Annotated in this window: 15 protein-coding genes and 1 tRNA gene; 9 read left to right on the top strand and 7 right to left on the bottom strand. The window is 70.2% G+C overall.

Annotated features, from left to right (window positions below; translation table 11 throughout):
• The first annotated feature begins 29 nt into the window (after nt 1-29).
• From CLT68_RS04435 to CLT68_RS04450, 4 genes are all read left to right on the top strand, one after another.
• Nucleotides 30-650, top strand: a complete 621-nt coding sequence (locus tag CLT68_RS04435; protein ID WP_158240861.1) for an ABATE domain-containing protein — start codon at nt 30-32, stop codon at nt 648-650.
• A 149-nt stretch (nt 651-799) separates the two neighbouring features.
• Nucleotides 800-1,564, top strand: a complete 765-nt coding sequence (locus tag CLT68_RS04440; protein WP_099849040.1) for an ATP-grasp domain-containing protein — start codon at nt 800-802, stop codon at nt 1,562-1,564.
• Nucleotides 1,565-1,617: 53 nt separating this feature from the next.
• The gene (locus CLT68_RS04445; RefSeq protein WP_099849042.1) at nt 1,618-2,067 is read left to right on the top strand and encodes a hypothetical protein; all 450 of its coding nucleotides are present in this window, start codon (nt 1,618-1,620) and stop codon (nt 2,065-2,067) included.
• Between the two features lie 131 nt (nt 2,068-2,198).
• Nucleotides 2,199-2,408, top strand: coding sequence for a hypothetical protein (locus CLT68_RS04450; protein WP_486482071.1), 210 nt, complete (start codon nt 2,199-2,201; stop codon nt 2,406-2,408).
• Nucleotides 2,409-2,414: 6 nt separating this feature from the next.
• Here the strand turns inward: CLT68_RS04450 and CLT68_RS04455 are convergent.
• Nucleotides 2,415-2,491: transfer RNA gene (locus CLT68_RS04455), tRNA-Thr, on the bottom strand.
• A gap of 351 nt (nt 2,492-2,842) precedes the next feature.
• Between CLT68_RS04455 and CLT68_RS04460 the strand changes: the two genes are divergently transcribed.
• Nucleotides 2,843-3,934 (top strand): ABC transporter ATP-binding protein, encoded by a 1,092-nt coding sequence (locus CLT68_RS04460; RefSeq protein WP_088950475.1) that lies wholly within the window; start codon nt 2,843-2,845, stop codon nt 3,932-3,934.
• A 168-nt stretch (nt 3,935-4,102) separates the two neighbouring features.
• Nucleotides 4,103-4,699, top strand: coding sequence for an NUDIX hydrolase (locus CLT68_RS04465; protein WP_143743129.1), 597 nt, complete (start codon nt 4,103-4,105; stop codon nt 4,697-4,699).
• A gap of 48 nt (nt 4,700-4,747) precedes the next feature.
• Here the strand turns inward: CLT68_RS04465 and rlmB are convergent, their stop codons facing one another.
• Together rlmB and cysS are read right to left on the bottom strand one after the other, a co-directional pair.
• On the bottom strand, nt 4,748-5,881 hold the full coding sequence (rlmB, locus tag CLT68_RS04470; protein ID WP_099849046.1) for a 23S rRNA (guanosine(2251)-2'-O)-methyltransferase RlmB: 1,134 nt from the start codon (nt 5,879-5,881) through the stop codon (nt 4,748-4,750).
• The gene (gene cysS, locus CLT68_RS04475) at nt 5,881-7,296 is read right to left on the bottom strand and encodes a cysteine--tRNA ligase (protein ID WP_088950478.1); all 1,416 of its coding nucleotides are present in this window, start codon (nt 7,294-7,296) and stop codon (nt 5,881-5,883) included. The genes rlmB and cysS overlap by 1 nt, the downstream gene beginning before the upstream one ends.
• A 63-nt stretch (nt 7,297-7,359) precedes the next feature.
• Here cysS and CLT68_RS04480 point away from each other — a divergent pair, with 63 nt between their 5' ends.
• Nucleotides 7,360-8,139: a helix-turn-helix domain-containing protein gene (locus CLT68_RS04480; RefSeq protein ID WP_099849048.1), complete on the top strand. Its 780-nt coding sequence runs from the start codon at nt 7,360-7,362 to the stop codon at nt 8,137-8,139.
• 1,001 nt (nt 8,140-9,140) lie between these two features.
• Nucleotides 9,141-9,758, top strand: a complete 618-nt coding sequence (locus CLT68_RS33650) for an endonuclease domain-containing protein (RefSeq protein ID WP_486482072.1) — start codon at nt 9,141-9,143, stop codon at nt 9,756-9,758.
• Between the two features lie 182 nt (nt 9,759-9,940).
• Here CLT68_RS33650 and CLT68_RS04490 read toward each other — a convergent pair whose 3' ends face one another.
• The 3 genes from CLT68_RS04490 to CLT68_RS04500 form a co-directional block, all read right to left on the bottom strand.
• Nucleotides 9,941-11,632 carry a S8 family serine peptidase gene (locus CLT68_RS04490; protein WP_199176985.1) on the bottom strand — a complete coding sequence of 564 codons (1,692 nt, stop codon included), beginning with the start codon at nt 11,630-11,632 and terminating at the stop codon, nt 9,941-9,943.
• Nucleotides 11,633-11,729: 97 nt separating this feature from the next.
• Nucleotides 11,730-12,521 carry an HAD family hydrolase gene (locus CLT68_RS04495; RefSeq protein WP_099856776.1) on the bottom strand — a complete coding sequence of 264 codons (792 nt, stop codon included), beginning with the start codon at nt 12,519-12,521 and terminating at the stop codon, nt 11,730-11,732.
• A 114-nt stretch (nt 12,522-12,635) separates the two neighbouring features.
• Complete coding sequence (locus tag CLT68_RS04500; protein ID WP_099856778.1) at nt 12,636-13,601, bottom strand: DMT family transporter; 966 nt, start codon at nt 13,599-13,601, stop codon at nt 12,636-12,638.
• Nucleotides 13,602-13,686: 85 nt separating this feature from the next.
• Here CLT68_RS04500 and CLT68_RS04505 point away from each other — a divergent pair, with 85 nt between their 5' ends.
• Nucleotides 13,687-14,232 carry a CGNR zinc finger domain-containing protein gene (locus tag CLT68_RS04505; RefSeq protein WP_099856780.1) on the top strand — a complete coding sequence of 182 codons (546 nt, stop codon included), beginning with the start codon at nt 13,687-13,689 and terminating at the stop codon, nt 14,230-14,232.
• Here the strand turns inward: CLT68_RS04505 and CLT68_RS04510 are convergent.
• Nucleotides 14,199-14,780, bottom strand: a complete 582-nt coding sequence (locus CLT68_RS04510; RefSeq protein WP_099849052.1) for a GNAT family N-acetyltransferase — start codon at nt 14,778-14,780, stop codon at nt 14,199-14,201. The two genes, CLT68_RS04505 and CLT68_RS04510, sit on opposite strands and share 34 nt — an antisense overlap.
• Nucleotides 14,781-14,790 lie beyond the last annotated feature (10 nt).

A 14,790-nucleotide genomic window follows, 5' to 3' on the forward strand; every position in this document is an offset into this window, starting at 1 on the left:
CCGACGGTCAACTGGTAAAGTGGGTTTTGATGGAAACAGTCGAGGGTGTCACGCGGATGAACCTGGTGGGCGGCAACCTCGCCCTGGACTTCATCAACACCCGCTCCGGTCCACCCGTCGGGCTCCCGGACGACGACGTGCTGACCGGCTATTCGGAGCTGGTCGCCTGGGGGGTGCACGCGGGCGCCCTCACCGAGACAGAGGCGACAGCGTTGCGCCGGCTGTCCCGCAACGACCCGGACGGCGCCAGCGCTGCCTTCTCGCGAGCCCTGCACACCCGCGACTACCTCGACGAGGTGTTCCGGCCGCTGGCCGCTGGAGAAGCCCCGAGCACGTCTGCACTGGCCCGGTTGCGTGACGACGAAGCGGACGCGCTCGGCCACGCACAGCTTGAGGGCGGCAGCACGTTCGACTGGGTCTGGCGAGACGACCACACGCTTGCCCGACCTCTGCGGCCAGTGGTGCACGCAGCGGTCCAGTTGCTCACCACGGGTGCGCTGGACCGGATCAAGGGATGCGGAGGCTGCCGCTTCATCTTCAACGACGAAAGCAAGAACCGCAGTCGCCGGTGGTGCAGCATGGACGACTGCGGAACTGCCGAGAAGATGCGCCGATACGTCGCAGCGCGCCGCACGCGCGCGACGCAATGAGCGCGACGCAATGAGCGCGCTGCCGCCGTCGGGAAAGCCTGGTGGATACCCGTTGCTGTCGACAGCCCACCGCGCGCTCGCGCCGGCCGCACCGGAACGCCTGATAACCGCTGTAACGGTCACGGTGCATTCGGGCAGGATCATCGGCCGTGACACTTGTCCTGCCGCCGCGGCTGACCGCCTCGGCTCAGAGCTTGCGCGAAGCCGCTCATCGACGCGGACTACACACCGTCCAGCTTCGCACTTTCGAAGTACCTGCCGGGTTGCGTGCTGATCACCTTCATGCGGGACCAAGCTTCGCCGACGCCGTCGCACCGCTGCTCGGGATCGCGCCCCTGGAGGCTGCAGCTGGCTGGCTGACTGGCCTTCCTCGTGAACTTACCCGCCGCGAGATCACCTTGGTCGCCATCGGCGAGGCCTACGAACTCCGGCGACCGGCGTTCATCAAGTCGCCCAACGACAAGAACATCCCGGCGATGATCTACACCGATGGCTCCCGCCTGCCCGGCCCGGATGCTGTCGACCGACGGACTCCAGTGCTCGTCAGCGACATCGTCGACTTCACCGCCGAGTACCGGCTACACCTGCTCAACGGGGCTGTCCACACAGGCAGCCAGTACGCCGCGCACGGCCGGTTGCACCTCGGCCCTCCGTCGACTGACGCACTAGCCTTCGGCACCGATCTCATCGCCGGACACGGGCACACGCTGCCCTCCGCCATCGTCGTGGACGCAGGACTGGTCGACGGCTACTGGGCTGTGATCGAGGCAAATGCCGCATGGGCCAGCGGCGCCTACTTGGCGGACCCAGACCTGGTTCTCGATGTCGTCCTACGAGCGGCCAGCCCAACGGCTTCGGTCACCGCCCGCGACCGACAGTTCATCCGACGACCTCAGGTGACCGCTGCGATCTAGGCTCTGTGAGCGCCGATAGCCTGCACCGACCGCGACGACCACGGAGCCCGAGCATGAAGCTGTTGGCCGGCGCCACCGGCTTCAACCCGCCACCCGGCGTCCCAGCGGACCTCAGAACCTTCACCGCCGTCTGCCACCACGCCGCTCGCAGCATCGACGCCACCGTCACCGGCGTCATGCCCGCTGGCGTCGCGCCCAACTTCCACAGGGTTGATATCGCCCGTGCCCAGCACCACATCGCGGTGCTGCGACACACCACCTTGCCGTTCATCGCCTTCGCCCGCCCCCAGGCCGATGGCGACGTCATGGTGACGTTCGTCGACCACCCCGACCTCGCCGCCGCCCTCACCAACCTGACCGACGCCGAGGCCCTCACCGCCGAGCAGCTACAGACTTCCCTGTCACAGGTCGACCTGAGCGCGCTCAGTCCGCACGAACACGACCAGGTCAACTACTGGAAACCGACCACCGTCGGCGAACTGCTGTTCAACTTCTGGGACTGAGCACCAGAAGTGTGAGACAAGGGACAACCGAGATCGTCTAGCCGGACGTGTCACGGGTCAAGTGACAGCGATCCGTAACCTGTCATCGGCTAGATCCGCACGTCCTGAGGCGCACCGTGGTCTCGCTACTGATGGAGCTGGGCGTACCGCCGCACGTCGTTCAGGCCATCGCTCGGCACGCCGACGTGAAGATCACGCTCAAGGCCTACGCGCTCACGCCAACCTCGACGCGATGCGTCAGGCTCTCGGCAAGCTCGACGGGAAGCTCTCGTGAGTGCCGTTGCTGTCAGCGTTGCTGTCAACCGGTTGACTCGTGGCAGTGCCCAGCGGGAAAAGCCTGATGGAATTGGAGCCCCCGGCCGGGATCGAACCGGCGACATCTCGCTTACAAGGCGAGTGCTCTGGCCAGCTGAGCTACAGGGGCGCGTGCGTCGAGGTCAGCATAGCGAGTGGCGTCCGGATATCCCGCTCGCGATGCCTCCCGAGCACGGAAAACGTCAACAACCCGACGCCTGTACGCCTTTCCGCCGCCTGGCCGTGTGTCGATTGATGTCCGACCGTGCCGGAGTGACCGGAATGTGTAATCCGTATGTCACGTTCGACGCTCCCCGACCTTGGCAGCAAGGGGAAACACGTTTACGGTTCACACACGGACGACAGCCCGGCGCCCCCGCGTGACCGAGCCGCCGTCCGCTGACCGGCACGGATACGCGCCGGTTGCTCCTTCACTCGGATCGTCCGGCACGTTCCTGCCGGTGAAAGGAAGCGCTTCACCATGGCTACGGTCACCTATTCCAAGGCGTCCCGGGTCTACCCGGGCCAAGAGCGTCCCGCCGTCAACGAGCTGGACCTCGAGATCGGCGACGGGGAGTTCCTCGTCCTGGTCGGCCCCTCCGGTTGTGGCAAGTCCACCAGCCTGCGGATGCTCGCCGGCCTGGAGGACGTGGACGCCGGCTCGATCTACATCGACCAGCGTGACGTCACCCACCTTCCTCCGAAGGCCCGCGACATCGCGATGGTCTTCCAGAACTACGCGCTCTACCCGCACATGACGGTGTACGAGAACATGGCGTTCGCCCTCAAGCTGCGCAAGACCTCCAAGTCCGAGATCGACCGGCGGGTCAAGGAGGCGGCGGCGCTGCTCCAGCTGGAGGAATACCTCGGCCGTAAGCCGAAGGCGCTCTCCGGTGGTCAGCGTCAGCGTGTCGCGATGGGCCGGGCGATCGTCCGCGAGCCGCAGGTCTTCCTCATGGACGAGCCGCTGTCGAACCTCGACGCCAAGCTGCGTGTGCAGACCCGTACCCAGATCGCGTCCCTGCAGGCCAAGCTGGGCGTCACCACGGTCTACGTCACGCACGACCAGGTCGAGGCCATGACCATGGGTCACCGGGTCGCGGTGCTGCTCGACGGTGTCCTCCAGCAGGTGGACACCCCGCGGGCGCTCTACGACACCCCGGCCAACGTGTTCGTCGCCGGCTTCATGGGCTCTCCCGCCATGAACATCAAGACCGTTCCGCTGAACGAGCAGGGCGCCGAGTTCGCTGAGCTGCAGATCCCGCTGACCCGGGAGCAGGTCGCGGCGGCCCGCGCCGAGGGTGGCGACGGCAAGGTCACCGTGGGCTTCCGCCCGGAGGACTGCGAGCTGGTCAGCCCGACCGAGGGCGGCATGCCGGTCGTGGTCGAGCTGGTCGAGGACCTCGGCTCGGACGCCAACGTCTACGGCCACGCCGCGCTGGGTGGCAACTCGGAGCGCTTCGTCGTCCGCACCGACCGGCGCACCATGCCGAACATGGGTGACACCGTGTTCGTCAAGCCGGTCGCCGGTCGCAGCCACGTCTTCCACGCCGCCACGGGTGGCCGGATCTGACGTAACGCCTCACCGACGGGGGCGGTCCGCTTCGGCGGGCCGCCCCTTTCGTCGTACCGGCAAGGGCTCTTCACCCTGCGGAGCCAGCCCGGAGGTGGCTCTGTGGGGTGACTCGGCACGGCGGCTCTTGCTCGTACCGTCACGGCGACCCGAGCCCGAGGAGACGCCGTGCCCACCGTTCCCGCCCAGTCCACTGCTCGCCCGACCGCGCGTGCCCGCTCGTACCAGATGGTTCGCCTGGCGGGCCGCAGCCTCGCCTACTGCGCGACGCTGGTCCCGGTCGCCGTACTCGCGCTGGTGACCGCCCCGCTGGGCGGGGCCGGCGCCGCCGTCGCACGCTGGCGTGCCCTGCGTACCGGGCTGCTCGGGATGCCACCGACGGCCGTGCCCGGCCGGCGGCCCGGCACGGTCGCGGTGCTCGGCCACGCGCTGCTCAGCCTGCTCCTCGGTGCCGTGGCTCTGCTGCCGCTCGGCGTCCAACTGCTGATGGTGCTGCGCGGCGCGCTGTACGGCCTGGTGGACCCGGGGCCGTACGACGATTCCTGGGGTGGTCCGACCCGGGCCGGCGCGTGGGTGGCGCACTTCCTCGTCGGCCTGCCGATCACGGCTGCCGGGCTGGCCGCTCTGATCGGCATCGCCGCCGTGCACCAGCGGCTCACCCGACGCCTGGACGGGGAGCGGGGTCCTCGCTGGCTGATCCCGGCCGTGCTGCTGATGGCGCTCGCCGGGGCGCTGCTCTTCGTCGCCTGGACCCGTCAGATCTGACGACGAAGCCCCCTCCCGCGCTGGGCGGAGGGGGCTTCGTCGACGTGGTTACAGCTCGGCGGAGCGTCGGCGGGCGACCTCGGCCAGGGTGACCGCGGCGGCCACGCTGGCGTTGAGCGACTCCACCTCGGAGATCATCGGAATGCTGACGGTCAGGTCGCAGGTCTCCCCGACCAGGCGGGACAGCCCGCGCCCCTCGGAACCGACGACCACCACCAGCGGACCGACAGCGGCCTCCAGGTCGTACAGGTCGGTGTCACCGTCGGCGTCCAGCCCGACCACCATGAAGCCGGCGTCCCGGCACGCCTTCAGCGACCGGGTCAGGTTGGTCACCTGCGCCACGGGCACCCGCGCGGCCGCGCCGGCGCTGGTCCGCCAGGCGGTCGCGGTGATTCCGGCGGCACGTCGCTCGGGTACGAAGACACCCTGCGCGCCGAACGCCGCAGCCGAACGGATCACGGCACCCAGGTTGCGCGGGTCGGTGACACCGTCCAGCGCGACCAGCAGGGGGGCCTGCTGCTCCAGGGCGGCGGCGACCAGGTCCTCGAAGGGCTGGTACGCGAAGGGCGGCACCTGCAACCCGACGCCCTGGTGCAGCACCCCGCCGGTCATCCGGTCCAGCTCGGCCCGGCTGATCTCCAGGTTGGCGATGCCCCGGTCGGCGGCGGTCCGGATGATCTCGTTGATCCGGTCGTCCATGTCGATGCCCTGGGCGGTGTAGAGCGCCGTCGCCGGCACGTTGGCGCGCAGCGCCTCCAGCACCGGGTTGCGCCCGACCAGCAGCTCCGGGGAGTCCTTGGACGGGTTGGACTTGCGCCCCGGCGCGACCCGCGGGCCGGACCGGCCGGTGGGCTTGCCGCCCCGACCGCCGCCGCTGGCGCCCCGACCGACCGGTACGCCCCGACCGCCGCCCCTGCCCCAGGTGGTGTCCTTGCTGCCCGGCTGACCGATCTTCGGGGCGCGCCCCTCCTCGGCCGCCGCACGGCGCTCCTTGTCCTGCTTCCAGGCGGTGCGCTGGGGCAGCTTCTCGGTGCCCGAGTAGCCCTTGTGCCAGGGACGCTCGTCCGCGGGCAGGGTGCGACCCCGCCCGGCCAGGGAGTCCTTGTTCTTGCCGCCGGTGCCCTTGGGGGCGCTTGCCTTTGACGTCAGTCGCCGGCCACGGCGCTGCGAGTTGCCGGCCATCAGTCCTGCTCTCCAATAGTCCAACGGGGGCCCTGGGGGGTGTCCTCGACCACCACGCCGGCCAGCTTGAGCTGGTCACGCACCGCGTCGGCGGCAGCCCAGTCCTTGCGGCCCCGGGCCTGCGCGCGCTGCTCCAGGGCCAGCGCGATCAGGGAGTCCACCACGGCACGCAGATCATTCGATCGGCTGCCACCGGTCCACGCCGGGTTGAGGGGGTCGATCCCGAGGATATCCAGCATTGCCCGTACCACGGCCAGGGTGGTGCGGACGGTCACATCGTCACCGGCGCTCAGCGCGGTGTTGCCGTCCCGGAGGTGCTGTTGCAGCACGGCCAGCGCGGCGGAGGTGTTGAGGTCGTCGTTCATCGCCGCGACGAAGCCGGCCGGCAGCTCACCGGGCTGCCCGGCACCGACCCGCTCGGCCGCCCGCTGCACGAACCCCTCGATCCGGCGGTACGCGGTGGCCGCGTCGCGCAGCGAATCCTCCGAGTAGTCGATCACCGAGCGGTAGTGCGCGGCAGCGTAGTAGTAACGCAGTTCGACCGGCCGCACCCCGAGCGAGTCCACGTACGCCAGGTCGAGCGCGTTGCCGGCGGACTTACCCATCTTGGCCCCACCGATGCTGAGCAACCCGTGGTGCACCCAGTAGCGCGCGAACGGCAGCCCGGCGGCCTTGGACTGGGCGATCTCGTTCTCGTGGTGCGGGAACGTCAGGTCCAGCCCACCGCCGTGGATGTCGAACTCCGGGCCCAGATACCGCCAGCACATCGCCGAGCACTCGATGTGCCAGCCCGGACGACCGAGCCCCCACGGCGACGGCCAGTAGGCGTCGGCCGGCTCGTCCGGTTTGGCACCCTTCCAGAGCGCGAAGTCGCGCGGGTCCCGCTTGCCCCGGTCCGGGGCGTCCCCGGCCGACTGCATCGCGTCCGGGGACTGACCCGACAGCGACCCGTACGCAGGCCAGGACGCCACATCGAAGTAGACGTCGCCGGAACCGTCAGTCGCCGGGTACGCGTGCCCGTCGGCGATCAACTTCGTGATCAGCTCGTGCATCTCCGGGATGTGCCCGGTGGCGCGCGGCTCGTAGGTGGGGGGCAGCACGTTCAACGCCCGGTACGACTCGGCGAGAAGCAACTCGTTGACGTACGCGATCGACCAGAACGGCCGACCCTGCTCGCCCGCCTTCACCAGAAGCTTGTCGTCGATGTCGGTCAGGTTGCGGATGAAGGTGACCTCGTAGCCGGCGGCCAGCAGCCAGCGGCGCAGCACGTCATAGTTGACGCCAGAGCGAAGGTGACCGATGTGCGGCGGGGCCTGAAGAGTGAGACCACACAGGTAGACCCCCACCTTGCCGGCTTCCCGCGGGACGAAGTCCCGCACCGATCGGGTGGCGGTGTCATACAGGCGTAGCGTCACCGTACAAGGGTAGCTGTCCGTGCCTGTCCGGGTCCGGCGGTGCCGGGTCGTACGCTGCCAGGCGTGGATGCGACCGCACGCTCGGGTGAGACTCCGGCCAACCCCAGCGGCCCCGCTGACGCCGTCCCTGGACAGGCCGGGGCGGCGGGGCATGTCCATGCGGCCGGACAGGGCGATGGGTTTGTCGGGCGGGCTGACGCCGTTGCGGGACGGGCCGTTGAGACGTCGCAGACCCTCGACCGGGGTCTGCGGCTGCTGCACTTGGTCGCCGACGCCTCGGGCGGTCTGACCGTCACCGAGGCCGCCAACCAGCTCAACATCGGTCGGGCGGCCGTCTACCGGCTGGTCAGCCCGCTGATCGGGCACGGCATGCTGCGCCGCGACGGCGACGGCAGACTGCGCCTCGGGGCCGGGTTGCTGCACCTGGCCCGACGCGCCCAGCCATTGCTCGCCGAGGGTGCGCTACCCGCGCTGCGCCGCCTCGCCGAGGAGGCCGGAGCGACCGCGCATCTGACCGTCGTCGAGGGTGGCGAGGGCGTGGCCCTGGCCGTGGTCGAGCCGAGCTGGACGTCGTTCCACGTCGCGTACCGCGCCGGGGCACGGCATCCGCTGGACCGAGGGGCGGCTGGCCGGGCCATCCTGGCCGGTCGAGCCGGGGATGCGGCGCCGGTGAGCAGCAGCGGGGAACTGCAGGCCGGGGCGTACGGGGTGGCTGCGCCGGTGCTCGGCGTACCCGGTCTGGAGGCCAGCGTCGGCGTGGTCGCGCTCGCTCCGCTGGACGTCGACACGATCGGTCCCCAGGTGCTGGCCGCAGCCACGGCCATCACCAACGCCCTCCGCTGACAAACGAGTCACCCGCCTGTTCCGACCCGTGCGGGGCGGGCTCGCGCCCAGCTTGATCAACTCGGGTTCCTGAAACTCGCGGTATCCCGGTGCCGACGACACCCCGACTTTCAAGAACGCGAGTGGATCACAGCAGCACGATCACCAACTTCGTCACAGGTTCCGCGGGCAGTTGGCTCGTCTGAGCCCCGCCTGGGGCCGACTGGGCCGGATGGGCCGGATGGCAGCGCCCTGGGGACTGCCGGACGAGGGCGTCATCCGCGGGGTGCACCCACGCCGGCCAGCCGACGATCGCGTCATACCACGATCGCCGCACGGATTTTCGGTTGTCCACAGGGTCGGACGGCCGTCCGGGGCAGCTTGTCCACAGGGGTTTCGGCGGTCCATGGGTGGTCGGCAGGCTGCTCGGCATGCCACCACGTCCGCACCGCCCCGACGCCCTGACGTGGCGGGTCTTCCGCGGCTCCGATGCTGTCCGGGATGGCCTGCTCACCGAACATCAGCTGCGCAGTGCTGCCTGGCTGCGGCTGCGCCAGGACATCTATGCCGACGCACGGCTCGACCGGGACCACACCCTGGCCTGTCGCGCCGCACTCCTCCGACTCCCGCCCGGGGTGGTGATCGGAGGCCCGTCAGCCGCCTACCTGCACGGTGTCGAACACGCCGCCGCCTTCACCGACGACGTGCACGTCCTCGTGCCCCGGCCGATGCGGATCGGCCCACAGCGCGGCCTCCGCGTGCACGTCAACGCCATCACCCCGCTCCTCGACGACGAGATGCCGGCCCTCGCCGCGCCGCCACCGGCCTCGCGCCGCCCATCAGGAACATGGGGTCCGCCGGACGCAGAACGGTCGCCGGAGACAGGACGATCACGTGACGTAGCGCGCCCATCGCGAACCGGGCTCCCCACGGGAGCAGGGCGCCCGCCGACCATCGGAGCACCATCACGCCCAGCTCGGCAGCTTGCCCGACCGGAAGCGGTGACGGCCAGGACGGGCAGCATGGCGATCATCAGACCGGACAGCGTCGTGGTCGCCAGATTGGCCGACGGAGCCGGTGCCACGTCCCAGCCCAACTGGGACCCGAGCGGCCCGATCCCCCGCTCCGACCCGGGGCGGGCCGCCTGGGAAACGGCGGTGTGGCTCGACCCGATCCCGGCAGTCGCCGTCGTCGACTCGCTGCTCGGGCAGGGGCTGACCGATCGCGACACGTTGGCCGCACTGGCTGCTCGCAACGCCGAGCGGCCTGGTGGGCGTCGGGCACGATGGGTCTTCGACCTGGCTGACGGCGGAGCCCAGTCACCGCCGGAGTCACACCTGCGCGTACGGCTGGTGCTCGGTGGGCTGCCACGGCCGGTCGTTCAACATCCGGTACGCCTGGCCAGCGGCCTTGTCCTGCACCCCGACCTGGCGTGGCCGGAATATCGGGTCGCAGTCGAGTACGACGGCAAGTGGCACTCCGACGCAGATCAGCTACACCGGGACCGTCGTCGGCTGAACCTGCTGGTCGGCGCGGGTTGGCTGGTCCTGCATGTGACGAGCCGACGGCTGCAAGCCGAGTTTCCGGCGGTGCTCAAAGAGGTGCGCGACGCCCTGGTCAGCCGCGGATGGCGACGGTGATCCCCGGCCTGCCCACGATCGACTCGGGTTCCTGGAAACCGTGGCATCCATCGACCCCCGACACCCCGCCTTCAAGAAACCCGAGTCGATCAAGGCGAGGGGCGGAGCCGCGCACACCGACAACACCGCGCACACCGACAGGGCCCGGTCGACGCTTGTCGACCGGGCCCCGAGGTGGTGCTTTACGGGCGGGCGTTCGGCTGGAGCGGGGTCTTCACCGCCGCGTAGGCGTCGACGATCCCGTAGCCGTAGAAGCCGTTGAAGTTGACTCCACCGGCGCAGTAGGCGTCGTAGGTCTCGTCCCGGCCCTCGTTGCGGTACTGCTGGAGGCGCGGCTCCGGGCAGGCGTGCTCGGCTGCCGTCCGGTACAGGTGCTGCTCGACCAGGTCCGGCGACATCCCGAAGCCGCCCCGGCGCTCCGGCTTGCCGTACCGGCTGACGATCAGCGCGGCGACGCCGGCGGCGTGCGGGGACGCCATCGAGGTGCCCTGCAGATAGGTGAAGTAGCCACACTCACCGTTGGCCTTGCACTGCTTGAAGACCGACTCCTCGAACCCGGCGACGATGTTGCCGTCGGCGTCGACCGAGCCCTCCTCCTGAAGCACGTGCTTCGGGTACGAGGAGAGGATCATGTTGGCGTCGGTACGGAACGTGTCGGTCCCGAAGCCGTCCCGGAACCAACCGCCCGGGGCGGCGACCGAGGTCTGCTCGGTGCCGTAGTTGGAGAAGTCCGACTTCTTGCCGGACGGGCCGACCGACGACACACCGATCACGTGTGGGCCTTCGGCGGGCATGTCCCAGCAGCTGTTGTTGTCGATCGGCCGGGGGTACGGGTCGGCACCGTAGTCCGGGCTCGTGACGTCGGTCCGGGGTGCGCCCAGGTCCTCGTTGTTGTTGCCGAGCGCACCGACGAGGGTGACGCCCTTGTTGTGAGCGAAGATCAACGCCCGCTTCATCGCCTTGATGATGGCCCGCTGTTCGGCCTGGTCCTCGGGCGAGTCGGCAGGGTTGGCGGTGCAGTTGTAGAGCCACGGGTCGACGTAGAACGACATGTTGACCACGTCGATCCCGGACCGGCCGGCGTAGACCAGGGCGTTGACGACCGGGTCGAGGAAGAAGTAGCCGGAGTCCTGGCCACCCTTGAGTTCGACCAGCGAGACGTTCGGGGCAACGCCGGAGAGGCCGAAGCCGTTGGCCGCTGCGCCGATGGTGCCGGCCACGTGGGTGCCGTGCCCGCCGTCGTCGGTGCCGACCGGGTCGAGGCAGCTCGGCACCTCACAGGGGCCGTCCACGTCGGTCAGGTCGGGCGCGAAGTTGCGCGACAGCGACCAGTTGAAGTTCGGCGCGATGTCCGGGTTGCTGGCATCGACGCCCGTGTCCAGCACGCCGACGGTCACGCGACGGTCGCCGGGCTCGATCTTGCGGGCCTTGTCGGCCCGGATCATCTCCAGGCCCCAGAGCTTGTCGTCGAGCGGGTCGAGCTTGGTGCCCTTTTTCGCTGCGGCACGAGCGGCACCGTTGGCGGCAGCGGCCGTCAGGTGCTCCTGCTCGACGCGGTCCAGCTTCGGCTTGCGGCCGATGGCCTTCTGCTCGGCGGCGCCGAGCAGCGTCGGGGCGGCGTTCGCCCTGGCCGCGAAGTCGGCCCGGTCACTGGTGACCTGGAACATGCCGACCTCGTCGGACCGCGACACCACCGTGCCGCCGGCTGCCCGGATCGCGGCGACCGCCGTGTCGGCGGCGACGCCGTCCTCGGCGACGACGGTGAAGGTGCGGGAGTCGCTTGGCGCGGCGCTGGCCGGTACACCCAGCCCCGAAGCCGTAAGTGCCAGCACTGCCGCGGTTGCGACCGTGCCGACGGTGAAGCGCTTGCTCACCACATCAGATCCTCTCGTTGAGGGACGTGGCAGCCATCACACAACAACCTTCGGGTTTGCGCCAGGTGAACGCCCGTTATGGCGGTGAATCTCTCCTTCATCCACCCAGTTCGACGTCAACGCCGCCCACACCAATGCCGCCCACACCAGCGCTGCCCACCCCAACACCGCCCGGACCAGCGCCCACACCAAAGCCACCCACAGCGGCACCGGCATGCAGATGAGCAAGCGCGATCGGCAGTTCGGCCATGCTGGACACTTCGGCGTCGGGCGTGCACCCGACGGGGCGGGGCAGCCCCTGCCGGTTCAACCACACCGACCGCAGGCCGGCCCGCTGGGGTGCCACCACGTCGTGTTCCCACGAGTCTCCGACGTACACGATCTGCTCGGCCGGCACCCCGGCCGCAGCCACCACCGCTGCGAAGAACTCCGGCGCAGGCTTCTTGGGCAGGCCGTTCACGTGCGCGTACACCTCGAAGGCGAACTCACCGGCGAGCCCGCACCGTTCGGTGCGGCTGTTGCCGTTGGTGGCGAAGCCCAGGGTGTACCGGTCGCGCAGCGTGGCCAGCGCCGGTGGCACGTCCGGGAACGGTCGGGTGAGGGCGAACCGGCGGGCGAAGAAGAGGATCGCGACCTCGTCCAGGTGGTCGTCCAGTCCGGCGCGGGCCAGCGACCGGGCCAGCGCGGCCCGGCGGATCTCCGCCACCGGCGCGGCCTTCATCTCGCCGAAGACCGCGCCCCAGTCCGACTCCAGTTCAGCGAGCGTCACCTCGGCCGCCGCCGGGATGAGCCGCCGCATCTCGTCGAGGACGGCCACCAGCCCGCCCGTCACCGCCGGCCGCAGGTCCAGCAGGGTTTCGTCGGCATCGAACACCACAGTGGTCAGCACGCCACCCACTGTCCCACCGGCCACCGGCCACCGGCCACCGACCACCGACCACCGACCGCGGCCGCCGAGCACCAGCACCGACCACCGAGCGCCAGCACCGACCACCGAGCACACTCACCGACCGGCGAGCACCAGCTCCGGCTCGGTCGACACCGGCGCGGACGCCGCCGGTGTCCCGCGCAGTTCGTCGAGGCGTACCAGTGCGACCCCGGCAATGATCATCGCGCCGCCGAAGAGCTGCCAGCCGGTGGGCAGCTCGTTCAGGAACAGCCAGGCGATCAGCACCGCGAAGAGCACCTCGGTCAGCCCGACGAACGACGACAGGCGGGGGCCGAGGATCCGGGTGCCGGCGATACCGGCGAGGTATGCGACGACGGCGGCCACCAGCGAGAGCCCGGCGATGGGCAGTAGCCAACTGGTGGGCTGCCCGGCGAAGGTGACCTCGCCGAAGGTGGCGTGCAGCGGCAGCAGACCGGTCAGCCCGACGAGGAGCAGGACGGCGGCGCCGACGGCCATCCCGCCGCTGGCCAGGGCGACCGAGGGCAGCCGTGGGTCGACCCGCCCGGCGAGCACGAAGTACCCGGCCAGGCCGATTGCCGCACCCAGTCCCCAGAGCACACCGACCGGGTGGAAGTCGGCGGTGCCGGCGAGGTCGAGCACGAACGCCAGCCCGGCCAGGGCGGCTACCGATCCGGCCACGGTGAGCCGGCGGGGTCGCTGCCCGTGCCGCACCCACATCCAGCCGACGACGAGGATGATGCCGAGGTATTCCAGCAGCAACGCGACACCGACCGGCAGGTAGCGCACCGCATTGAAGAAGCAGACCTGGGCCAACGCCACCCCGAGGAGGCCGAACAGCCCGATGGCCGTGGCGTTGCTCCGCAGCACGGCCCACCTGCCCCGCAGCGACAGCAGGGCGGGGATCGCCAGCACCAGGGCGGCGATGCCGACCCGGGCGATCACTGCGGACCCGGCCGACCAGCCGGCGTCGATGAGTGAGCGCGCGAAGGTGCCGGAGGTGGCGAAGGTGACTGCGGAGAGCAACGCCAACGCGGCGCCGGCAGCAGGTCGTGAGTGCATGTCGCGCTCCTCGGGACGGCACCGTGTCATGAGCAAACTATCCTTGTGCCCGTGACGTTAGGCGGAAGCCATGACAGGAGTCAAGATGCTATTTGCTCATGACACTGAATGTTCCCTGATCGCCGCCGCCGCGCTGGTCAACACGACGGGTCGGGACGGCGAGCAGCTGCCCGACGTCGCCGCGTTGGACGCGTTCTTCGTCCGCTACTCCTACAGCGGGCGACACGAGCACACCGACGCCGAGTTACGCGCCGTCCGGGAGTTGCGGCCCCAGCTACGCCGCATCTGGTACGCGGAGCCACCCGAGATCGTCGCGCTGGTCAACGGCCTGCTGCTGGAACACAAGGCACTGCCCCAGCTCATCGAGCACGACGACGAGCCGTACCACCTGCACGCCGTACCCCGGGACGCGCCTCTGGCCACCCGGATCGCGGTGGAGGCGGCGATGGCGATGGCCGACCTGGTTCGCGCTGGCGAGCTGAGCCGGCTGCGAATCTGCGAGTACCCGGACTGCGACAGCGTGGTCGTCGACCTGTCCCGCAACCGGTCGCGGCGGTTCTGCGAGGCCGGTTGCGGCAACCGCGCCGCGGTGACCGCCTACCGCGCCCGCCGGGCGGCGGGTCGATCCTGAGCGGCTGCCCACTCCTCGGCCCGCAACTCGTACTCCACCTCGCCGTGCTCGGTGCCCGGGATCGGGTGGTCCCACTGAAGGTGGAAGGTCCGCAGGTAGCGCAACCCCGCCTTCGCCATCACCCGCCGGGACCGCTCGTTGACCGTCATCGTCTCGGCCCAGACGCGACGCACCCCGACGGTGTCGAAGGCGTACCGGACCAACGCCCGCGACCCCTCCGTGGCCAGCCCGAGCCCCCACGTCGAGCGCCGCAGCCGGTAGCCCAGCTCGGCCTCGGTGCCGTCCGCCGACGGGTCGAGCGCGAACCAACCCAGGAAGTCGCCGGTCCCCCGGTCGAGCGCCGCCCAACGGCCCAACCCGGGATGCCGCTCGTACTGGGCCAGCAGCCTCGGCAACTGCTCGTCGCGGACCGTGGCCAGCGGCGTGGCCACGCCACCGCTGAGGAACCGCATCACCTCGGGATCGCTGTCCAGGTCGACCAGCGCGTCCACGTCAGCCATGGTCAACCGCCGAAACCGCAGCCGCTCGGTGCAGGGCAGGTCACTCATGACGGGATCA

It is taken from the genome of Micromonospora sp. CNZ299 (genome assembly GCF_002754415.1).